Raw genomic sequence first — 19,320 nt, 5'->3', positions numbered from 1 at the left:
CGCGGCCGGGCTACCGTGGACGGGTGACCGGTGACCATCACTTCGAGGTGGTGGCCTGGCGGGCGGACCGCAGGCTCACCCTCTACGTGCCGGGCATCGAGGCGTCGACCACCGTCGACGACCCCCGGCAGGCCGAGGACGCGGTCCGCGACCTGATCGCGGACCTCACCGGCGTCGACCGCGGGGTCATCACCTGCGACATCCGCCTCGGACGCCCCTGGCGGTCCGGGATCTGAGACCCCCGGTCAGCGGGCCGGCGGCACCAGGATCGTCGCCGCCGCCGCGCAGACCGACTCGGTGAGCGCGTCGAGCACCGTGGTGCTGAGCTTCCAGTGCTGCCAGTACAGCGGGACGTCGAGGTGGCGCTCGGCGTCGAGCAGCACGAGCCGCCCGGCGGCCGCGGCCTCCCGGGCCGGTCCGTCGGTGAACATCCCCCAGCCCAGACCCGCACGGATCGCCTCGTGGTAGCCGTCGGCGGCGGGCACCCGGTGCGCCGGACCGGTGCACGGCCGGTGGGTGAGCCCGCGGACGAACCGGGTCTGCAGCACGTCCTTCGACCCGAAGTCGACCCGCGGGGCGAGCGGGAACGCCTCGGCCGGGTCCCGCCCGGCGAACCACCGGTCGTACACCGGCCGGGCGGCGACGGGCCGGTAGCGGGTCGCGCCCAGCGGCCGGACCGCGCAGCCCTGCACCGGTGCCGACGACGTCGTCACCGCCCCGACCACCGAGCCCTCGCGCAGCAGGGCCGCGGTGTACTGCTCGTCGTCGACGTGCAGGTCCAGCCGGACCCCGTGCCGCGCGGCGAGGGGGACCACCGCGGACAGGAACCAGTGGGTCACCGAGTCCGCGTTCACCGCGATCGGCAGGTGCGTGCCCGCGGTGTCGGCACTGCCGAACCCGGCCTCGACCTCACCCTCCAGCACGGCGATCTGCCGGGCCAGCCGCAGCAGCGCGGCCCCCTCCTCGGTCGCGACGCACGGACGCGTGCGACGCACCAGGATCCGGCGCGCCTGCCGTTCCAGGGCCTTGATCCGCTGGGACACCGCGGACGGCGTGATCGACAGCCGCGCGGCGGCGGCGTCGAAACCACCCTCCTCCACCACGGCGCTCAGGGTGGCCAGCCGCTCCCGGTCGTACATGAAGCGAATCTACAGTTCATGACGTTCTTTCAGTTCCTGACGTCCTCCTGGCGCGGACGACCTAGCGTCGGTGACGTGAGTGTGCTGGCGGGATTCGGGACGGGACTGTCGCTGATCGCGGCGATCGGGGCGCAGAACGCGTTCGTGCTGCGGCAGGGGCTGCGACGCGAGCACGTCCCGGCGGTGGTGGTGTTCTGCGTGCTGGCCGACCTGGTGCTGGTGACCGCGGCGGTCGCCGGCGTCGGGCTGCTCGTCGACCGCGTACCGGGGCTGGTCGAGGTGGTCCGCTGGGGCGGCGTCGTGTGGCTGGCCGGCTACGGCCTGCTGGCGCTGCGGCGCGCCGTCCGGCCCGGTGCGCTCGACGCCGACCCCCACGGCTCGGCCCGGCCGCTCGTGCCCGTCCTGGGGAGCGCAGCGGCCCTGACCTTCCTCAATCCGCACATGATGCTGGACCTGCTGGTGCTCGGGTCGCTGGCCGCCGCGCACGGCGACGACGGCCGGTGGGCGTTCGGCGCCGGGGTGGTCGTGGCCAGCCTGACCTGGTTCTCCGGGCTCGGCTTCGGCGCGGCGCGGCTCGCGGGGCTGTTCGCCCGGCCGACGGCGTGGCGGGTGCTCGACGGGCTCGTCGCCACGGTGATGCTCGGCCTCGCGGTCGCGCTGGCCGCCGGGTGAGGAGTGGGGGTACAACATCGTCCATGTCCGCCGAGTACGTGCCGGGGCGGCCGCCCGCCGCACTGCGCGTGCACGTGCTGCGCTACCTCGGCTACCGCGAGCACGCCGCCGCTCCCCTGCGTCGTCGCCAGCCGCCGTCCGCCGGGACAGCGCTGATCCTCGGGCTGCACCCGCTGACGCTGTCCGGGCCGGCCGTCGCGACCGGGTCGGCGGCCGCGTTCGTCGGCGGACTGAGCGACACCTGGGTGCTGACCGAGTTCACCGGCCCGCAGGCCGGGGTGCAGGTGGACCTGACCCCGGCGGCGACCTACACCCTCCTCGGCGGGCGGGCGCTGCCCGGCGGCACGGTACCCCGCCTCGACGAGCTCGACGACCCCGTGCTCGCCGCGCTGCCCGCCCGCCTGGCCGCCGAGCCGACCTGGGACGGCCGGTTCGCCCTGGTCAGCGCGCTGCTCGCGGACCGGCTCCTGGACGACCGGGCCCGCCTCCCCGCACCCGAGGTGCGCTACGCCTGGGACCGGCTCAGCGCGACCGCGGGCCGGGTCGGCGTCGCGGAGCTGGCCGCCGAGACCGGCTGGAGCCGCCGCCACCTGCAGTCCCGGTTCCGGACCCAGGTCGGTCTCGCGCCCGGCACCGTCCGCCGGGTGCTGCGCTTCGCGCGCGCCGCCGAGCTGGTCGGGGGCGGGCGGGACCCGCTCGCACTCGTCGCCGCCGAGTGCGGCTACGCCGACCAGCCCCACCTCTCCCGCGAGTTCCGGGCGCTCGCGGGGATCTCACCCGCCGCGTTCCGCGCCGAACAGTTCCCATTCCTTCACGACGCACCGCCGCGTCCCGGTCAGGATCGTTCGTCATGAGCATCCACCCCACCCTCCGCTACGACGACCCCCGCGCCGCGATCGCGTTCCTCACCACGGCGCTCGGCTTCCGGGAGGTCTCCGTCCACACCGGCGACGACGGCGGGGTCGCCCACGCCGAGCTCGCCTGGGACGACGGCGACGACACCGGCCTGGTCCTGATCGGACCGCGCCGCGCCGGGGGCGACCGCTTCGACACCGGCCGGACCGTGATCTACCTGACCTGCGACGACCCGGACGCGGTGCACGCCCGCGCGACCGCCGCGGGTGCGGAGATCACCATGGCGCCGGTGGACCAGGACTACGGTTCGCGCGAGTGCGCCGTCGCCGACCCGGAGGGCAACACGTGGAGCGTGGGGACCTACCGGCCGGGGCGCCCGTGACCGCACGCCACCCGGACCCCGCCGACCCGCTGCCGTGGCTGCGGGAGATCTGCCTGTCCCTGCCCGAGGTGACCGAGAAGCAGAGCCACGGGTCGCCGTCGTGGTTCGTGCGGAGGATGTTCGTCTCCTACGCCGCGCACCACCACGGCCACCCGCACCTGGCGTTCTGGTGCGCCGCGGCGCCGGGCGTGCAGGCCGAGCTGGTCGCCGAGGACCCGGCCCGGTTCTTCCGGCCCGCCTACGTCGGGCACCGCGGCTGGCTCGGGGTGGTGCTCGACGGCACCGGCCCCGACGCCGCCGACCGCGACGAGATCACCGAGATCGTGACCGACGCGTGGCGCTGCGTGGCCCCGGCCCGGCTGGCCGCCCGGCTCGACAGCTGACTCAGGCCGCGGCGCCCGACCCGCGGACGGACCGGAGCAGCGCGGTCAGCAGCCGGGCGTGGTCGGCGTCGGCCTGGCTCGGGACGAGGAAGTGGCGGCGCAGGAAGGCGTAGGACAGCTCGTTGCGCGGGTCGGCGAGCGCCTGCTGCCCGCCGGCTCCGCTGTGGCCGAACGACCCGGCCGCGAGCATCGGGTAGACCTCCGAGGAGGCGTGGAACCCGACCGCCCATGCCTTGTGCTGTCGCAGGACCAGGTCGAACCCGGCGGTCTGGATCTGGGCGAACGCGGCGAGCGTGTCCGGGCGGAGCAGCGCGGGGCGGCCGTCGACCGGGGCGGTCGCCGCGGCGTAGAGCGTCGCGAGCGCGCGAGCGGTCCCGATCCCGCCGAGCGAGGCCGGCCCGCGGGAGCGGACGACCGGGTGGGCGGGCAGCTCCCACACCTCGCATCCGTCGGGGTGCCTGCGGTTGAACGCGATCCCGGGGAGACCGTCCGGTGAGCCCGCGCCCGCGGCGAGCTCCCGCAGCCGCTCGGGCGTGGCGATCATGGGCTGGGGAGCGAGGAACCGCAGCTCGGCCTCCGCGGGAAGCCCGAGGTACAGGTCCAGGCCCAGCGGCCCGGTCAGCAGCTCGCGGACGAGCGTGCCGACCTCGGCCGAGGTGGCGCGGCGGACGACCTCGCCGGTGAGGGCCGACTCGACCAGGGCGTGGTAGCCCGACGAGGTGCCGGGACGCCAGAACGGGCGCTGTGCGCCGAGCCGCTCGGCGACCAGGTGGTCGTCGGAGAGCTCGTCGACGGAGAACCCCTCGGGTGTGCCGACCAGACCCGCCTGGTGGGCGAGCAGCTCGCGCAGCAGCAGGTCCTGCTTCCCACCGGTGGCGAACTCCGGCCAGTAGTGCGCGACCCGCTCGTCCAGGTCCAGGACGCCCTGCTGGACGAGCAGCGCGACCAGCAGGTGGGTCACGCCCTTGGTCGCCGAGTAGATGCCCTGCAGCGAGTCGGGCCCGGTCTCCGGCCCGGCCCACAGGTCCACCACCGGCCGACCCCGGTACCGGGCCGCGACCTGGGCGTCGAGCGGCGCCCCCTCCGCCGCGAGCAGCGCGGCGAACGCGTCCCGGACGGGCTCGAACCCGTCGGCCACCGAGCCCCGGACCGCGTCCGTCGCCGCTCCCGTGATCGTCATACCGCTCCCCGCTCTCCCGTCGACCGTTGTTTAGTAACCATTGGATACTAAAACGAGGCATCGCGCCACGCCCCGCCCGCCGTCGCCGGACGAGGGCCCGGTCACGTCCTAGAGTCCGGGGCATGACCCGGACGCCGGAGGAGCCCGCCACGAAGCGACCGCCCGGCCGCCCGGCACGGATCAGCCGCGACGCGATCGTCGAGGCGGTCGCCGCCACCGCGAACCTGGACACGATGACCGTGCGCGAGGTGGCCGCGCGGTTGCAGGTCACCCACGGGGCGCTCTACCGCTGGGTGCGCACCCGCGACGAGCTGGTCGACCTGGTCAGCGAGACCCTGGTCGACCGCGTCGTACGCAGGGTCGACGGCGCCGCCGGGGATCCGCCGGCCGCCCCGGAGCTCCTGCTGCGCCTGGGGTGGGCCATGCACGACGAGTTCCTCGCCCTGCCCGGCTACGCCACCCACCTGTCCCGGCCGCACCGCCACCACGGGCCGTCGGTGGAGCGGATCCGGGACACCGTCGTCACGGCGCTGGTCCGCGACGGCGTCGACGAGGCGATGGCCGAGCAGAGCTGGCAGATCTTCGTCACGTGCACGGTCGGCTGGCTGGCCGCCGTCGAGAACGCCCAGCACCCCGGTGCCCGGACGCCGCACTTCGCGGTCTTCCTGGACGTCCTCGTCCGGGGGCTGCCCGCCAGGGACCCCGACGCGGGCCGACCGGCGGGGACCGAGCCACCGACACCGGACGCAGGACGACCGTGATCACCGGTTGTGGAGGATGACGCCCGCGTCGCGAACGGATCGCTCCACGACCGGCGATCGTCCGGCGCCGGCCGGGCCGAGGCGGCGCCCGGTCAGGCGTTCGCGCCGCTCACCGCGGAACCGGCCGGAGCCGGCGAGGTGCGCTCGGCGGCCGGCGCCGCGGCCTCCTGCGGGCGACGGGCGCGCAGCTTCGCGAGCAGGCTCCCCTCGGGGCGCTCGGCCAGTGCCGAGGTGAACCGGTCGAGGAAGATCGCCACGATGACGACGGCGAGCCCGCCCTCGACGCCGGTCGCGATGTCGAGCTGGGTGACCGCGCTGACCACCGTCGTGCCCAGTCCGTCGGCACCGGCGAGGCCCGCGACGACCACCATGGACAACGCCAGCATGATCACCTGGTTGACGCCGGCCATGATCGACGGCAGCGCCATCGGCAGCTGCACCTCGCGCAGGATCTGGCGCGGGTGGGCCCCGAAGGCGTGCGCGGCCTCGACGACCTCGCCGTCGACGCCCCGGATGCCCAGCTCGGTGAGCCGGACCGCGGGCGCGATCGAGAACACGATCGTCGCGACGACGCCCGGCACCACGCCGATGCCGAACAGCAGCACCACCGGGATCAGGTAGACGAACGCCGGGACCGTCTGCGCCAGGTCGAGGACCGGGCGCAGCGTCCGGCTCGCCGCGCGGCTGCGCGCGGCCCAGATGCCCAGCGGCACACCGATCGCCACCGCGATCAGCGCCGCGACGAGCACCAGACCGAAGGTCTCCATCGTCTCGGTCCACAGGTCGAACGAGGACACGAGGAGAAAGCCGACCAGGGTGAACACCGCGAACCCGGCCCCGCGCACGAGCAGCGCGAGCGCCACGAGCAGCACCAGCCAGACCCACCACACCGGGGCGGTGAAGAGCGAGGTCACGGCCTCGACGACCGCGGTGATCGCGACCCCGACGGCGTCGAACACGCCCCCGGCGTTCTGCAGCAGCCAGAGGATGAACGCCTCGACGTAGCTCCCGAACTCGAACCTGGGCATCAGGCGTCCCTCCCGTCGGCGGTGGCCTCGTCGTGGGTCGACAGGGCGGCGAGCACGGCACCCCGCGGGACGACGCCGGTGAGGCGGCCGTCGTCGACCACCGCGAGCGGCACCGGGTTGCGTCCGACCTGGTGCAGCAGGTCGATCAGCGGCCGGTCGGGTTCGGTGGTGCGGTACTCCGCGACCAGGGCGGAGCGGTCGATGCCGGTGGCGCCCCGGCCCGCGGCGTGGCCGAGCCAGTCGTCGCGGACGACGCCGAGGATGCGGTGGTCGTCGTCGACGACGTAGGCGCCGGTCGCCTCGGCCTTCCCGAGCCGCACGAGCACCTCGGAAGGGCGCTCGTCCAGGGTCACCGTGATGCGGGCCGCACGGATCACGTCGGCGGCAGTGAGCACCCGGCTGCGGTCCACGTCGGAGACGAACTCGGCGACGTAGTCGTCGGCCGGGGACTCCAGGATCTGCGGTCCGGTGCCGACCTGGACCAGGCGCCCGTCCTTGAGCAGCAGGATGCGGTCACCCAGGAGCATGGCCTCGTTGAGGTCGTGGGTGATGAACACGATCGTCTTCTTCAGGTCCCGCTGCAGACGGACGAGCAGCTGCTGCATGTCGCGTCGGATCAGCGGGTCCAGCGCGGAGTAGGGCTCGTCCATCAGGAGCACGTCGGTGTCGCTGGCGAGCGCCCGGGCGAGCCCGACGCGTTGCTGCATGCCGCCCGAGAGCTGACCGGGCAGCGCGTCGGCACGGTCGCCGAGGCCGACCTGCTCGAGTGCCCACTCCGCCTTCTCCCGACGGGTGCCGGCGTCGACGCCGCGGATCTGCAGCCCGTACTCGGCGTTCTGCCGCACGGTGCGGTGCGGCAGCAGCGCGAAGTGCTGGAACACCATCGCGATCCGCTCGTTGCGCAGCGTGCGCAGGTCGGCGGCGCCGAGCGAGCCGAGGTCGCGGCCGTCGACGGTGATGGTGCCCGAGGTCGGCTCGATGAGCCGGTTGAGCAGCCGGACCAGCGTCGACTTGCCGGAGCCGGACAGGCCCATGATCACGAACAGCTCGCCGTCGGCGATGTCGAAGGACACGTCGTGCACGGCCAGGGTAGCGCCGGTGCGGCGTTGGATCTCCGGCCGGCCGAGTCCCTCGCCGGCGAGCCGCACGGCCTCGTCGGCGGCCTTGCCGTCGCCGAAGACCTTGGTCAGGTTCCGTACCTCGATCATGCTCCGGCTCCCACCCACTGGCGGACGCGGTCCGGGTGTGCGGCCACGTAGTCCCGCGCCACCACCTCCACGTCCTCGTTGTCCACATCGACCCGCTGGAGCATCTGCTCGACATCGGCCAGCGGCAGCTCGAACCGGCGCAGCATCGCCGCGAAGCCGGGGCTGGTGCGCGCCAGGTCCGGGCTCGCCGCGGTCCAGGCCGAGTACGCCGGCATGGCGCAGGCGCCGTCGCCGGTGGTGTAGCAGTCCTCCCGGGCCGGGGTCGGCTCCGTCAGCTTGGTCAGCGCGAGCTCCTCGAAGATGTAGTGCGGGCGGTACAGGTAGACCAGGATCGGCTGGCGGCGCTCGTAGGCGCGGCGCAGCTCGGCGATCTGCGCGGCCTCGCTGGAGGTCACCTGCTCCAGGTCCAGCCCGTACCCGGCGAGACGCTTCGCGTTGTACTCGGTGGTGAGGAAGCTGGGGTCGGAGTCGACGAGCCGGTGGCCGAGGGCGTCGGCGTAGTCGTTGAGCTGGGTCACGCTGGTCAGCCCGGCGAGCGGCCGGCCCGGCTCGACCGCGTAGCTGGGGACGTACCAGCCCTGCTCGGCTCCGGAGTACGTCGGGTGCACCAGCTCGATCCGGTCCGCCGCCTTCGCGGCCAGCTCGGACTGGTTGGGCATCGCGACCTCGGTGAGGGCGTCGACATCCCCGCGCTGGGCGCCGGCCCAGGCGGTCGCGGGTCCGACCTGGATGGTCTTGAGCCGGCCGACGCCGAGTTCCGGGTGGGCCGCGACGACCTCACCGAGGATCGCGTTGGTCAGCTTCGCCGCGCTCCACGGGAACTGGGCGAGCCGGACGGTCGGGCCGTCGGCACCGGCGGACGCGCAGCCGGATGCGGCCAGCAGCACCGCGAGCAGGGCGGTGACCAGGCGGGCCGTCCTGGTCCGGGGTACGGCGACGGGCGGATCGGCCACGGGGGCACGTCCTCTCGGGGGTCGTCGGCTCTCCGCGTCCCGGTCGGCTTCAGGACACGCGGGCAGGCGTCAACGACAGGCGGACGACCACATCCGGCACAGGTCGACGTCCAGACGCGACGTCAGCCGGAGGTCGGGGATCACGCGAACGAGCCTTCACGACCGTTCCGGACGGCGCAACAGCGAGCACTACGATCGTGATGTGCCTGCGACGTCGCTCCTCGAACTGGACGGTCTGCGCCACGAGTACTCCGACACCGGTGACCCCGGCGACGGCCGTGCGCCCCTGCTGTTCCTGCACGAGGGTCTCGGGTCGGTCGGTCTGTGGCGTGGGTTCCCCGAGCGGGTCGCCGCCGCGACCGGGCGCCGTGCGGTGGCCTACTCCCGGCTCGGGCACGGCCGCTCCGACCCTCCCCGCGGCCCGCGCGGCACCGACTTCATGGCGACCGAGGCGACGACCACCGTCCCCGCCCTGTGCGCCGCGCTCGGCCTGGACCGTCCGGTCCTGGTCGGACACTCCGACGGCGCCACGATCGCGCTGCTCGCGGCCGCGTCGATGCCGGTGGGCGGGGTGGTGGTGCTCGCCCCGCACGTGCTGGTGGAGCCGTTCGCCCTGACCGAGATCCGCGCTGCCCGCGCCGCCTTCGACGACGGCGATCTCCGCACCCGGATGGCCCGCCACCACGACGACCCGGACGCCGCGTTCCGCGGGTGGAACGACATGTGGCTGGCCGAGGAGTTCACCGACTGGGACGTCCGCGACGCGCTGTCCGGGATCACCGCCCCGGTGCTGGGTATTCAGGGCGACGACGACCCCTACGGCAGCATCGTGCACGTGCGCGCGGTGCGGGAACGGGCCTCCGGGCCGGTGACGGTCACCGAGCTGTCGTGCGGGCACGCGCCCCACCTGGAGCTCCCCGACGAGACCGCCCAGGCGGTCACCGCATTCCTGCGCACCCTGCCCTGATCACGGGTTCGCGTGCGGATCCGCGGTGCGCGCGCGACGGGACGCGCGCGGGGTCCGGATCCGCGCGCGGACGCGTGATCATGGGGGTGGGGTGGCGGTCCAGGCGGTCCAGCGGGTGGGGGTCAGGGCCAGGACCGGGCCCTGCGGTGGCTGCGCGGCGTACGGCTCGTACCTCTCCGCCAGCGCCGCGACGGCGCGGGCGTGCAGGTCGCCGTCGTCGTGGATCGTGGCACCGGCGTCCAGCCGGACCCACCAGAGCCGGGACCAGTCGTCGTCGTAGTGGTCGGCGAGCAGGGCCACCCGCGGGTCGGCCTCGATGTCGCGCAGCCGCGCGAGACGGCGGTGCCGCTTGGGCTTGACGTCGTCGACGGCCGACACCACCAGCCCGTCGACGAGCGCGAAGGTGACCGGCACCAGGCGCGGGGTGCCGTCGGTGGCGCGGATGGTCGCGAGCCGCGCCACCCGCGCGCCGGTCAGCAGCGCGCGGGCGGCGGTCTCGTCCAGGGAGGGCACCGGTCTCAGGCCGCCGGGATGTCCACCCGGACGGCGAGCAGCTGCGCCAGGCGGGTGTCACGGCGCTCGTGCTCGGCGAACCCGGGGGCGGTGCAGAGGAACAGGGTGCGGCCGTCGTCGCCGCCGAGTGCGCAGGCGTAGGTGCCGACCTGGCCGGTGGAGACCTCGCCGTCGACCATCCCGCCGGGGCGGACCCGGATGGCCCGGTTGCCGATGGCGTCGGCGACCCAGATCGCCCCCTCCGCGTCGGGGGCGGAGATGCCGTCCGGGGCGACGGTGAGCTCGGCGATGGCGTCGGACGGGTCCTCGGCGGCCGACGGCGGACCGAACAGCGCCCAGTCCCGGCGCGGGCCGAGCGTGCCGTCGTCGGCGACCGCGAAGGCGGACATCCGGTTGCCGAAGGTCTCGGCGACGACGAGGTCCCCGCCGGACAGCGTGGGTCCGTTCGCGAAGTGCAGCGGCTCGCTCGCGACCGACACGCCCCCGTCCGGCGCGACGCGCAGCAGCGGCGCGGCGGCCCGCGGGGCACCGTTCATCAGGTCGAAGCCGAAGCTGCCCACCCAGAGGCCGCCGCCGTCGTCGACGACCATGTCGTTCAGGACGTGCTCGGCGTGGCCGGACAGGTCGGCGTGGGTGGCCAGGGTGCCGTCGGTCTCGCGGCGCAGGATCCGCCGGTCGCGCATGGACACGACCAGCAGCCTGCCGTCGGGCAGCCAGCCCAGGCCGGACGGCTGCTGGGGCACCTCGGCCTCGGTGCGCAGGTCCGACCCGTCGGCGCGGGCCGAGAGCACCCGGTGGGTGTAGAAGTCGCTGACCCAGATCCTCCCGTCGTGCCAGCGTGGGCCCTCGAGGAAGGACATGTCCGACAGCACCGTCGACAGCTCCGTCATGGCGATCAGTCTGGCCCCCCGGGAATCGGGGCGCCAGCGCGGTCGTTGACCGTGCAACAACCACCGACCGTGGAGGTCCCGATGCCCGCCGTCTCCGTCGCCGACGTCAGCGCCCTGCCCCGTGTGCCCGTCCCCGGGCCGACCGACCTGGACCGGGGCGTCCGCAGCGTCACCACCGCCCCGCGTGGGTACGAGGGCGAGGGCTTCCCGGTCCGCCGCGCCTTCCAGGGGGTGGACCTGCGCGACCTCGACCCGTTCCTGCACATGGACCAGATGGGTGAGGTCGAGTACGCCCCGGGCGAGCCGAAGGGCACCTCGTGGCACCCGCACCGCGGCTTCGAGACCGTCACCTACATCATCGACGGGACCTTCGAGCACGGTGACAGTCACGGCGGCGGCGGGACGATCACCGACGGCGACACCCAGTGGATGACCGCGGGCTCGGGCCTGCTGCACATCGAGCGCCCGCCGGAGTCGCTGGTGCGCAGCGGCGGGCTGTTCCACGGCCTGCAGCTGTGGGTGAACCTGCCGCGCGCGGACAAGTGGCTGCCGCCGGCGTACCAGGACCTGCGCGGGGGCGAGGTCGCCCTGGCCACCACGCCCGACGGCGGCGCGCTGCTGCGCGTGATCGCCGGCGACGTGGCGGGCGCCTCCGGACCGGGCTCGACCCACACCCCGATGGCGATGGTGCACGCCACCGTCTCCCCCGGCGCACAACTGCGGCTGCCCTGGCCGCGGCCGTACAACGCGCTGGTCTACGTGCTGAGCGGGTCCGGCACCGTCGGTGCGGACCGGCGCCCGGTCCGTACCGGCCAGCTCGCCGTGTTCGGGCCCGGGGACCTGATCACGGTCGAGGGCGGCACGGGGCAGGAGTCCCGTCACCCGGCGCTGGACGTCGTGGTGCTGGGCGGGCAGCCGATCCGCGAGCCCGTCGCGTGGGCGGGCCCGTTCGTGATGAACACCCGCGAGGAGGTGCAGCGGGCGTTCGAGGACTACCAGCGCGGCCGTCTCGGCGTGGTGCCGTCGGACTACGTGCCGCACGGCTCCCTCCCCGGCTCGTTCAACTGATGGGTTGAACACGAGCGCTCCCGGCGCTACGGTGTATTCAACCGCGAGGTTGAACGAGGAGGCGACGTGGAGGACCGGCTGAACCGGGTCTTCGCCGCACTGGCGGACCCGATCCGGCGCGACATGGTGGCCCGGCTGGCGACGGCCGACGCGACCGTGAACGAGCTGGCCGAGCCCTACGACGTCTCCGTGCAGGCCGTCTCCAAGCACATCCGGGTGCTGGAGGACGCGGGGCTGGTCCGGCGCAGCCGGCAGGCCCAGCGTCGTCCGGTGCACCTCGAGGCGGAGGTCTTCGACCTGATGACGGCCTGGATCGAGCGGTACCGGCGGCAGGTGGAGGAGCGCTACGCGCGCCTCGACGACCTGCTCGCCGACGAGTCCGCACCCACCGAGCACGAGGAGACGGCATGAGCACCACCGGCACCCGCGGCACCGCCATCGAGACCGTGGACGACCTGCCCGCGATCCGCATCACCCGTGAGTTCGACGCGCCCCCGGAGCGGGTCTTCGACGCCCATGTCGACGAGGACAAGGTCGTGCGCTGACTGGGGCCGCGCGGGCTGACGATGACGGTGCACCGCTGGGACGCCGAGACCGGCGGCGGCTACCGCTACACCCACGCCGACGACGGCGGCGAGTACGGCTTCTTCGGCTCGTTCCACGAGGTCCGGGCCCCGGAGCGGATCGTGCAGACCTTCGCCTTCGAGGGCTTCGGCGACAGCGTCTGCCTGGAGACGATGACCCTGACCCCGCTGTCCGGCGGGCGGACCCGGCTGGTCGCGGAGTCGCGCTACGACTCGTTCGCCGCCCGCGACGCGATGCTCGCCTCGGGGATGGACGTCGGGGTGAACGAGGGCTACGAGCGGCTCGACGAGCTGCTGGCCTCCCGGTAGGCCGCCGGGGTCAGGCCCGTCGCGCGTTTGAACACCTGCCCGAAGTGCGAGGGCCCGCGGAACCCCCACCGCGACCCGATGGCCGCGGCGGGCACGTCGGCCAGTGCGGGGTCGGCCAGGTCGCGCCGGCACATCTCGACCCGCCGCGCGCGGATCCAGGCCGCGACGCTCGTGCCGGTCCCCGCGAACAGGTTGTGCAGGTGGCGCGCGGAGACGAAGTGCGCGGCGGCGATCCCGGCGGGGGCGAGGTCCGGGTCGCCGAGGTGTGCCTCGACGTGGGCCTTGATCCGGTCCAGCAGGTCGCAGTGCGGGGCGGGCTCGGCGCCGGCCGTGCTCCGCAGCAGCACCCCGACCAGGTCCACGGCGTGCCGCACCGCGACGGCGGCGTGCGGGCCCATCGCGAGCCGGTGCGCGTCGAGGTGGCGCAGGGTGTCGCACACGTAGCCGGCCAGGCCGGGGCCGGCGTCGAAGGCGGTGCCCGCCACCCCGGTGAACGGCTCGCCGCGCGGCTCGACGCGGTCGCGCGGGAACCGCACGCACAGCGCGCGGAACGCGGCGTCCGCGGTGGGGGTGCCCGGGCGGGCCGGGTCCAGCAGCGCCCACCGCCCGGGGACCAGCGGCTCGCCGTCGCCGAGCAGCGCACTGCCCGCGAGCGCCACGACCAGAACCAGCCGGTCGCCATCGGGGGCGGGCAGGTCGCCGGTGACGGTGGTGAAGGAGACGTCGTCGGGCCCGTCGGGTCCGGGGACGGAGCCGGGTCCGGAGTCGGTGGGACGGTCGGCGACGGTCGTCATCGGCGGCTCCTGGTCGTGCTGGTGGCCGCACCCAGCCTAGTCACGCGGTCGCCGCCCGCCGGGCCGGTGCGGGCGTGCACGCGGACGACAGCGGTCTGCGCCCGTCGGCGATGTGCCGCGGCCGCGGCGTTCCTAACGTCTGCGCACGTGGCTCATGTCGAAGGCTCGCACCATGTGACCCTGTCCGTCGCCGGCGCCCAGGAGGACGTCGACTTCCACACGAGGATCCTCGGCATGCGCTTCATCAAGCGCACCGTCCTGTTCGACGGCTCGCTGCCGATCTACCACCTCTACTACTCCAACGCCGACGGCGACCCGTCCAGCGTCGTCACCACGTTCCCGTGGGCGCAGGCGGGCCAGTTCGGCACCCGTGGCACCAACCAGGCCCGCGAGGTCCTGCTGTCGGTGCCGGAGGGCTCGCTGGACTTCTGGGCGCAGCGGCTGCGCGCCCACGACGTCGAGGTCACCGACGTCGAGCGGTTCGACCAGCGGCGGCTCGCGTTCGCCCACCCGTCGGGCATCGAGTACCAGTTCGTCGCGAACGCCGCCGACCCGCGTCGCGGGTACGAGGGCAACGGCGTGTCGGCCGAGCACGCGATCCACGGCATCCACGGCGTCGGGGTGCACATGACCACCCCGGACCGGATGGTCGAGTTCGCCGACACCTCGTTCTTCGCCCAGGGTGCTCCCGCCGAGGACGGCGACGTGTTCGGCCTGCGGATCGGCGACGCGAAGGTCGGCAACCACCTGGAGATCACCGTCAACCGGCACGACGACCAGGGCACCTGGCGCTACGGCGCGGGCACCTACCACCACTTCGCGTGGAACGTGTCGGACCTGGCGAACCAGGACGCGGTGAAGTTCGACATCGAGGGCGCCGGCTACACCGACATCTCCGAGCTCAAGGACCGCAAGTACTTCAAGAGCGTCTACGTCCGGACGCCGAGCGGGGCGCTGTTCGAGCTGGCCGTCACCCACGACGAGGGCGGCTGGACCTGCGACGAGTCCCCGCAGGAGCTCGGCACCCGGTTCCAGCTGCCCGAGCAGTTCGAGCACCGGCGCGAGGAGATCTTCGCCAAGCTGGAACCGATCGAGGGCTGATGGCCACCTGGGGGGATCCGGACGCGCCGCTGGTCGTACTCGCCCTGCACGGGCGGGGCCGCGACCCCGACGACATGCGGGCCACCGCGGCCCGGTTCGGGGACGTGCCCGCCCGGTTCGTCGCCCCGCCGGCGCCGGGCGGCAGCTGGTACCCGAAGCCGTTCCTGGAGCCGTTCGACGAGAACCGCGACGCGCTGCTGCGCGCCCTGGGCATCGTCGACGACGAGCTGGCCCGGCTCGCCGACGCCGGTGTCGGCCGGGACCGGGTGGTGCTGTGGGGGTTCTCCCAGGGCGCCTGCCTGGCCGCGCACCACCTGCTGGTGCGCGACCCGCGCCCGTGCGCGGGGCTGGTGCTGTTCACCGGCGGGTTCGTCGGTCCGGACCCGGTCCCGGCGCCGCCGGCCGGGGCGCTGGCCCCGACCCCGGCGGTGCTGCGGTCGATCTCGCACGACCCGTGGGTGCCCGCGCACCGGGTCTCCGACACCGCGTCGCTGCTGGTCGCCGGCGGTGCGCAGGTGGACCTGCGGATCGACGACGGCGACGAGCACGTGATCACCGACGAGGCGTGCGCGGCGGCGGCCGGGCTCCTCCACGCGGTCGCTGTCGGGGGTCGCCTCTAGCGTGGGGGTGTGTTCGTCGTCCACGCCCTGCACTCCCCCGCCCGGGGCGTCCTGCTGTGGGCGGAGGACGGCGAGCGCGCCCCCCGCACCGACCGCCGGTCGCTGCGCACGGCGCGGCCGCACCCGTTCGCGGTGCCGTCGGACGAGCTGGCCGCGATCCATCCGGGCAAGCCGGCGTCGGTGACGGTGCTGCTGCCCTCGCACCCGTCGGGCCCGCAGGACTCCCCCGGCCTGGTCCGGTCCCGGCCACGCACCCGGAGCCGGGGCACGCCGGCGCTGGCGCCGTGGACGGTGCCCGCGGTCGTCGTCGACCCCTCCGAGCTGACCGACCCCTCCGACGAGGTCCGCTACGGCGCCGGGTTCGCCCACCTCGCCGACCTCGCCCGGCTCGCCGAGGAGCTCGCGGCCCGCGGCCGGGTGCTGCCGGTCCTGCTCACCGAGTCCGGCCGGCCCGCGGCGCGCTGGCGCCCGGTCGTCCAGGGTCTCGACGCGGTCGCCCGCGCCGACCTGGTCCGGCGGCTGCCCCCGGTCGCGCGGGCCGAGCAGCGCCGCCCCGGCGACGTCGCCGGGCAGGACCCGGACACCCTGGTCGACGCCGCGCTCGCCCGGTTCACCGACGCCGCCGTCCGCGAGCGGCTGGGGCGCAGCGCCGCGATGCCCGTCCCGCTGCCCGCCCGCGCGGACGCCCCGGCGGCGCTGCTGCACGCCTTGACCGGCCCGTCGGCGGACCTGCCCGCGACCGGCGCGGGGCTGCGGGTGCTGCGCGAGGCACTGGCCGCGTGGGACGACGTCGGCCGCGAGCAGCCCGGCGCCGCCACCGCGCTGTTCCGGCTCGCCGAGGTCTCCACACTGCACGACCCGGCCGACCCCGGCCCGGACCTCGACGACCAGACCGGCGACGGCACCCGGTGGGAGCTCCAGTTCGCGCTGCGCTCCACCGAGGACCCGAGCCTGGTGTTCGACGCGGCCGGTGTGTGGGCCGGGGAGGCCGACGCCCTGGTCTCCGGCGCGCAGGACGTGCTGCTGGCCGAGCTGGGGCGGGCCGCGCAGGTCCTGCCCGGGCTCGTGCCCGCACTGCGCCGGGCCCGCCCGACCGGGCTCGAGCTCGACGTCACCGGGGCGCACCGGTTCCTCACCCGGGACGCGCCCGCGCTGCTGTCGGCCGGGTTCGGGGTGGCGCTTCCGCGCGGGTGGGACGGGCGCCGCCCGCTGGGGCTGCGGCTCTCGGCGTCGTCGGCCCCGGCACCGGGGGTGATCACCCGTGGCGGGCTGGGCCGTGACGAGCTGGCGGAGTTCCGCTGGTCGCTCGCCGTCGGCGACGAGGAGCTGGGCGAGTCCGAGATCGCCGCGCTGGTGGCGGCGAAGGCGCCGCTGGTCCGGCTGCGCGGGCGCTGGGTCGCCGTCGACGCCCAGGCACTGGCCCAGGGGCTGGACTTCCTGCGTCGCCACCGGGACCGGCCGCCCACCGTCGGCGAGGTGCTGGCCGCGGCCCGTGGCGACGCGGGCGCCCCGCTCCCGGTGACCGACGTGTCCGCCCGCGGGCACCTCGGGGCACTGCTGGAGGGCACCGCCGAGCGGACGCTCACGCCGGTGCCGGCGCCGCCGGGGTTCACCGCGACGCTGCGCCCCTACCAGGAGCGCGGGGTGGCGTGGCTGGCGTTCCTGTCGTCGCTGGGCCTGGGGGCGTGCCTGGCCGACGACATGGGGCTGGGCAAGACCGTCCAGCTGCTGGCCCTGGAGGCCCACGACCGGTCCGGCGGGCCGACCGGCGCCCCGACCCTGATCGTGTGCCCGATGTCGATGGTCGGCACCTGGCAGCGGGAGGCCGCGACGTTCGCACCCGGCCTGCGGGTGCACGCCCACCACGGGGCCGCCCGCCCGCGCGGCGAGGCCCTGCACGCCCGGCTGGGCGAGGCCGACCTCGTCGTCACCACGTACGCGACCGCGACCCGCGACGCCGAGGACCTGCGGGCGTGGCGGTTCCACCGCCTCGTCCTCGACGAGGCCCAGATGATCAAGAACGCGCACGCGGCGGCGTCGCGCACGATGCGGTCGTTCGACGCCGGCCACAGGGTCGCGCTGACCGGCACCCCGATGGAGAACCGGCTGGCCGAGCTGTGGTCGGTGATGGACTTCCTCAACCCCGGCGTCCTCGGGGTGCCGGAGGTGTTCCGGCAGCGGTTCGCGGTCCCGATCGAGCGCCACCGCGACGCCGGGACCGCCCGCACCCTGCGCCGGATCACCCGGCCCTACCTGCTGCGGCGCGTCAAGACCGACCCCACGGTGATCGACGACCTTCCCGAGAAGATCGAGATCGTGGCCGACCACCGGCTCACCCGGGAGCAGGCGTCGCTGTACCGGACCGTCGTCGACGACATGATGGAGAAGATCGAGGGCAGCGACGGCATCGAGCGCCGCGGCAACGTGCTGGCCGCGATGAGCAAGCTCAAGCAGGTCTGCAACCACCCCGCGCAGCTGCTGCACGACGGGTCCCCGATCCACCGCAGCGGCGGGCGGCACCGCTCGGGCAAGGTCGCCCGGCTGGAGGAGATCCTGGAACCGGTGCTCGCCGCCGGGGACCGGGCGCTGCTGTTCACCCAGTACACCGAGTTCGCCGCGATGCTGCGCCCGCACCTGTCGGCACGGTTCGACACCGAGGTGCTCTACCTGCACGGCGGCACCCCGAAGAAGCGGCGCGACGAGATGGTCGCCCGGTTCCAGTCCGGGGAGGGGCCGTCGCTGTTCCTGCTCTCACTGCGCGCGGGCGGCACCGGGCTCACGCTCACCGCGGCGAACCACGTGATCCACCTGGACCGGTGGTGGAACCCGGCGGTGGAGGACCAGGCCACCGACCGGGCGTTCCGGATCGGGCAGCGGCGCGCGGTGCAGGTGCGCCGGTTCGTGTGCCCGGGGACGGTCGAGGAGCGGATCGAGGACCTGGTCACGGCGAAGCGGTCGCTGTCGGACATGGTGGTGACGGGCGGGGAGGACTGGCTGACGTCGCTGTCGACCTCCGAGCTGCGTGCGGTGTTCGCGCTCGGCTCGGACGCGGTGGCCGACCTCGACGAGGAGACGGGGGACGCCGATGAGTGACCGGCCGTTCTGGGCGCAGGAGGACTTCACCGGTGGGCCGCCGCGCCGCGTCGAGGGCGGGATCCGGATCCACGCGGCGGCGGGCGCGGTCGCCCGGACCTGGTGGTCGGCGCGGTTCCTGGCGGTGCTGGAGCAGCTCGGCGTCGGCGGGCGGCTCTCGCGTGGCCGCAGCTACGCCCGGTCGGGGCAGATCGTGACCCTCGACGTCGACGCGGGCGCCGTGGTCGCGCTGGTGCAGGGCACCCGGCCGCAGCCGTACCGGGTCCGGATCGGGCTGCGGGTCTGGGACAAGACGCAGTGGCGGCGCGTGGAGCAGGCCCTGGCCGCCGACGCCTGGTACACCGCGGCCCTGCTGTCGGGGACCGTGCCCCCGGAGATCGAGGAGCTGCTCGACGGCCTGGGGCTGTCGTTGTTCCCGGCCGCGGGTGCGGACCTGTCGCAGGACTGCTCGTGCCCGGACCACACGGTGCCGTGCAAGCACCTGGCCGCGGTGTTCTACGTGCTCGCCGAGCGCTGCGACACCGACCCGTTCACCCTGCTCACACTGCGCGGACGCGACCGGGACGCGCTGCTGGAGCGGTTGCGGGCCGAGCGTGACAGCGGCGCCGGCCCGTCCGCACCGGCCGGGCCGGCGCCGCTCGCGGACCTGCTGGACGGCTTCTGGGAGGGCGCGGCGGGGTCCGCTCCCCCGCGGCCGCCGGACACCGAGCCGGGCGCGGTGCTGGACCAGGTGCCCGAGCCGTCGCTGCGGGCGGGCGGCGGGCGGCTGACCGACGCGTTGCGGCCGGTGTACCGGGCGCTGGCCCACCCGGACGCGTGA

At 74.9% G+C, this 19,320-nt stretch carries 23 protein-coding genes; 15 read left to right on the top strand and 8 right to left on the bottom strand.

What is annotated here, in order from left to right; all coding sequences use genetic code 11:
- The first annotated feature begins 23 nt into the window (after positions 1-23).
- Complete coding sequence (locus tag KPF22_RS13845; protein ID WP_062395739.1) at positions 24-236, top strand: hypothetical protein; 213 nt, start codon at positions 24-26, stop codon at positions 234-236.
- Between the two features lie 9 nt (positions 237-245).
- On the opposite strand, the gene KPF22_RS13840 is transcribed toward KPF22_RS13845, so the two are convergent.
- Positions 246-1,139: a LysR family transcriptional regulator ArgP gene (locus KPF22_RS13840; RefSeq protein WP_179762600.1), complete on the bottom strand. Its 894-nt coding sequence runs from the start codon at positions 1,137-1,139 to the stop codon at positions 246-248.
- A gap of 75 nt (positions 1,140-1,214) precedes the next feature.
- On the opposite strand from KPF22_RS13840, the gene KPF22_RS13835 reads away from it, so the two are divergent.
- The 4 genes from KPF22_RS13835 to KPF22_RS13820 are packed head-to-tail and all read left to right on the top strand — an operon-like array spanning position 1,215 to position 3,431.
- The gene (locus tag KPF22_RS13835) at positions 1,215-1,811 is read left to right on the top strand and encodes a LysE/ArgO family amino acid transporter (RefSeq protein WP_178373619.1); all 597 of its coding nucleotides are present in this window, start codon (positions 1,215-1,217) and stop codon (positions 1,809-1,811) included.
- 23 nt (positions 1,812-1,834) lie between these two features.
- Positions 1,835-2,665 carry an AraC family transcriptional regulator gene (locus tag KPF22_RS13830; RefSeq protein WP_208819192.1) on the top strand — a complete coding sequence of 277 codons (831 nt, stop codon included), beginning with the start codon at positions 1,835-1,837 and terminating at the stop codon, positions 2,663-2,665.
- Entirely contained in the window at positions 2,662-3,048 is a 387-nt protein-coding gene (locus KPF22_RS13825) for a VOC family protein (RefSeq protein ID WP_208819191.1), read from the top strand. Before KPF22_RS13830 ends, KPF22_RS13825 begins: the two co-directional genes overlap by 4 nt.
- Entirely contained in the window at positions 3,045-3,431 is a 387-nt protein-coding gene (locus KPF22_RS13820) for an MmcQ/YjbR family DNA-binding protein (protein ID WP_224402281.1), read from the top strand. Before KPF22_RS13825 ends, KPF22_RS13820 begins: the two co-directional genes overlap by 4 nt.
- Position 3,432: 1 nt before the next feature.
- Here the strand turns inward: KPF22_RS13820 and KPF22_RS13815 are convergent, their stop codons facing one another.
- Positions 3,433-4,611: a serine hydrolase domain-containing protein gene (locus KPF22_RS13815; RefSeq protein ID WP_224402280.1), complete on the bottom strand. Its 1,179-nt coding sequence runs from the start codon at positions 4,609-4,611 to the stop codon at positions 3,433-3,435.
- A 122-nt stretch (positions 4,612-4,733) separates the two neighbouring features.
- Here KPF22_RS13815 and KPF22_RS13810 point away from each other — a divergent pair, with 122 nt between their 5' ends.
- Positions 4,734-5,372, top strand: a complete 639-nt coding sequence (locus tag KPF22_RS13810) for a TetR/AcrR family transcriptional regulator (protein WP_224402279.1) — start codon at positions 4,734-4,736, stop codon at positions 5,370-5,372.
- A 92-nt stretch (positions 5,373-5,464) separates the two neighbouring features.
- Here the strand turns inward: KPF22_RS13810 and KPF22_RS13805 are convergent, their stop codons facing one another.
- Genes KPF22_RS13805 through KPF22_RS13795 form a run of 3 tightly spaced genes read right to left on the bottom strand, consistent with a single transcriptional unit; the run spans position 5,465 to position 8,561 of the window.
- Positions 5,465-6,400, bottom strand: a complete 936-nt coding sequence (locus KPF22_RS13805; protein WP_224402278.1) for a proline/glycine betaine ABC transporter permease — start codon at positions 6,398-6,400, stop codon at positions 5,465-5,467.
- Positions 6,400-7,608, bottom strand: coding sequence for a glycine betaine/L-proline ABC transporter ATP-binding protein (locus KPF22_RS13800; protein ID WP_208819187.1), 1,209 nt, complete (start codon positions 7,606-7,608; stop codon positions 6,400-6,402). Before KPF22_RS13800 ends, KPF22_RS13805 begins: the two co-directional genes overlap by 1 nt.
- Positions 7,605-8,561, bottom strand: coding sequence for a glycine betaine ABC transporter substrate-binding protein (locus tag KPF22_RS13795; protein WP_208819186.1), 957 nt, complete (start codon positions 8,559-8,561; stop codon positions 7,605-7,607). Before KPF22_RS13795 ends, KPF22_RS13800 begins: the two co-directional genes overlap by 4 nt.
- 202 nt (positions 8,562-8,763) lie before the next feature.
- On the opposite strand from KPF22_RS13795, the gene KPF22_RS13790 reads away from it, so the two are divergent.
- The gene (locus KPF22_RS13790) at positions 8,764-9,528 is read left to right on the top strand and encodes an alpha/beta fold hydrolase (protein WP_224402277.1); all 765 of its coding nucleotides are present in this window, start codon (positions 8,764-8,766) and stop codon (positions 9,526-9,528) included.
- Between the two features lie 78 nt (positions 9,529-9,606).
- Here KPF22_RS13790 and KPF22_RS13785 read toward each other — a convergent pair whose 3' ends face one another.
- Positions 9,607-10,041 (bottom strand): TIGR03668 family PPOX class F420-dependent oxidoreductase, encoded by a 435-nt coding sequence (locus tag KPF22_RS13785; RefSeq protein ID WP_208819184.1) that lies wholly within the window; start codon positions 10,039-10,041, stop codon positions 9,607-9,609.
- Between the two features lie 5 nt (positions 10,042-10,046).
- On the bottom strand, positions 10,047-10,931 hold the full coding sequence (locus tag KPF22_RS13780) for an SMP-30/gluconolactonase/LRE family protein (RefSeq protein ID WP_224402276.1): 885 nt from the start codon (positions 10,929-10,931) through the stop codon (positions 10,047-10,049).
- A gap of 81 nt (positions 10,932-11,012) precedes the next feature.
- Between KPF22_RS13780 and KPF22_RS13775 the strand changes: the two genes are divergently transcribed.
- The 4 genes from KPF22_RS13775 to KPF22_RS13765 all read left to right on the top strand — a co-directional run bounded on the left by KPF22_RS13775 (position 11,013) and on the right by KPF22_RS13765 (position 12,892).
- Complete coding sequence (locus tag KPF22_RS13775; protein ID WP_208819182.1) at positions 11,013-11,999, top strand: pirin family protein; 987 nt, start codon at positions 11,013-11,015, stop codon at positions 11,997-11,999.
- Positions 12,000-12,065: 66 nt separating this feature from the next.
- Positions 12,066-12,410: a helix-turn-helix transcriptional regulator gene (locus KPF22_RS13770; RefSeq protein WP_062395752.1), complete on the top strand. Its 345-nt coding sequence runs from the start codon at positions 12,066-12,068 to the stop codon at positions 12,408-12,410.
- Positions 12,407-12,544: a hypothetical protein gene (locus KPF22_RS33625; protein WP_374107476.1), complete on the top strand. Its 138-nt coding sequence runs from the start codon at positions 12,407-12,409 to the stop codon at positions 12,542-12,544. Before KPF22_RS13770 ends, KPF22_RS33625 begins: the two co-directional genes overlap by 4 nt.
- Before the next feature lie 21 nt (positions 12,545-12,565).
- Positions 12,566-12,892 (top strand): SRPBCC domain-containing protein, encoded by a 327-nt coding sequence (locus tag KPF22_RS13765; protein ID WP_374107475.1) that lies wholly within the window; start codon positions 12,566-12,568, stop codon positions 12,890-12,892.
- On the opposite strand, the gene KPF22_RS13760 is transcribed toward KPF22_RS13765, so the two are convergent.
- A complete protein-coding gene (locus KPF22_RS13760) occupies positions 12,856-13,686 on the bottom strand; it encodes a helix-turn-helix domain-containing protein (protein WP_224402275.1) in 831 nt (276 codons plus the stop codon). The two genes, KPF22_RS13765 and KPF22_RS13760, sit on opposite strands and share 37 nt — an antisense overlap.
- A 147-nt stretch (positions 13,687-13,833) precedes the next feature.
- On the opposite strand from KPF22_RS13760, the gene KPF22_RS13755 reads away from it, so the two are divergent.
- Genes KPF22_RS13755 through KPF22_RS13740 form a run of 4 tightly spaced genes read left to right on the top strand, consistent with a single transcriptional unit; the run spans position 13,834 to position 19,320 of the window.
- Positions 13,834-14,787 carry a VOC family protein gene (locus KPF22_RS13755; protein WP_224402274.1) on the top strand — a complete coding sequence of 318 codons (954 nt, stop codon included), beginning with the start codon at positions 13,834-13,836 and terminating at the stop codon, positions 14,785-14,787.
- Positions 14,787-15,407: an alpha/beta hydrolase gene (locus KPF22_RS13750; RefSeq protein WP_208819179.1), complete on the top strand. Its 621-nt coding sequence runs from the start codon at positions 14,787-14,789 to the stop codon at positions 15,405-15,407. Before KPF22_RS13755 ends, KPF22_RS13750 begins: the two co-directional genes overlap by 1 nt.
- A 9-nt stretch (positions 15,408-15,416) precedes the next feature.
- Complete coding sequence (locus KPF22_RS13745; protein ID WP_208819178.1) at positions 15,417-18,500, top strand: DEAD/DEAH box helicase; 3,084 nt, start codon at positions 15,417-15,419, stop codon at positions 18,498-18,500.
- Positions 18,493-19,320 (top strand): SWIM zinc finger family protein, encoded by an 828-nt coding sequence (locus tag KPF22_RS13740; RefSeq protein WP_224402273.1) that lies wholly within the window; start codon positions 18,493-18,495, stop codon positions 19,318-19,320. The genes KPF22_RS13745 and KPF22_RS13740 overlap by 8 nt, the downstream gene beginning before the upstream one ends.

The organism is Pseudonocardia sp. ICBG1034 (assembly GCF_020131375.1).
GTDB lineage: Bacteria > Actinomycetota > Actinomycetes > Mycobacteriales > Pseudonocardiaceae > Pseudonocardia > Pseudonocardia alni.
The sequence above is the reverse complement of the archived record's forward strand: the minus strand, read 5'-3'. Positions and strand labels throughout refer to the sequence as shown.

Coding starts and splice junctions, on each gene's coding strand:
- KPF22_RS33625 (WP_374107476.1), top strand. CDS start 12,407: ATGAGCACCACCGGCACCCGCGGCACCGCCATCGAGACCGTGGACGAC.
- KPF22_RS13810 (WP_224402279.1), top strand. CDS start 4,734: ATGACCCGGACGCCGGAGGAGCCCGCCACGAAGCGACCGCCCGGCCGC.
- KPF22_RS13760 (WP_224402275.1), bottom strand. CDS start 13,686: ATGACGACCGTCGCCGACCGTCCCACCGACTCCGGACCCGGCTCCGTC.
- KPF22_RS13775 (WP_208819182.1), top strand. CDS start 11,013: ATGCCCGCCGTCTCCGTCGCCGACGTCAGCGCCCTGCCCCGTGTGCCC.
- KPF22_RS13750 (WP_208819179.1), top strand. CDS start 14,787: ATGGCCACCTGGGGGGATCCGGACGCGCCGCTGGTCGTACTCGCCCTG.
- KPF22_RS13740 (WP_224402273.1), top strand. CDS start 18,493: ATGAGTGACCGGCCGTTCTGGGCGCAGGAGGACTTCACCGGTGGGCCG.
- KPF22_RS13840 (WP_179762600.1), bottom strand. CDS start 1,139: ATGTACGACCGGGAGCGGCTGGCCACCCTGAGCGCCGTGGTGGAGGAG.
- KPF22_RS13765 (WP_374107475.1), top strand. CDS start 12,566: ATGACGGTGCACCGCTGGGACGCCGAGACCGGCGGCGGCTACCGCTAC.
- KPF22_RS13830 (WP_208819192.1), top strand. CDS start 1,835: ATGTCCGCCGAGTACGTGCCGGGGCGGCCGCCCGCCGCACTGCGCGTG.
- KPF22_RS13815 (WP_224402280.1), bottom strand. CDS start 4,611: ATGACGATCACGGGAGCGGCGACGGACGCGGTCCGGGGCTCGGTGGCC.
- KPF22_RS13805 (WP_224402278.1), bottom strand. CDS start 6,400: ATGCCCAGGTTCGAGTTCGGGAGCTACGTCGAGGCGTTCATCCTCTGG.
- KPF22_RS13780 (WP_224402276.1), bottom strand. CDS start 10,931: ATGACGGAGCTGTCGACGGTGCTGTCGGACATGTCCTTCCTCGAGGGC.
- KPF22_RS13800 (WP_208819187.1), bottom strand. CDS start 7,608: ATGATCGAGGTACGGAACCTGACCAAGGTCTTCGGCGACGGCAAGGCC.
- KPF22_RS13825 (WP_208819191.1), top strand. CDS start 2,662: ATGAGCATCCACCCCACCCTCCGCTACGACGACCCCCGCGCCGCGATC.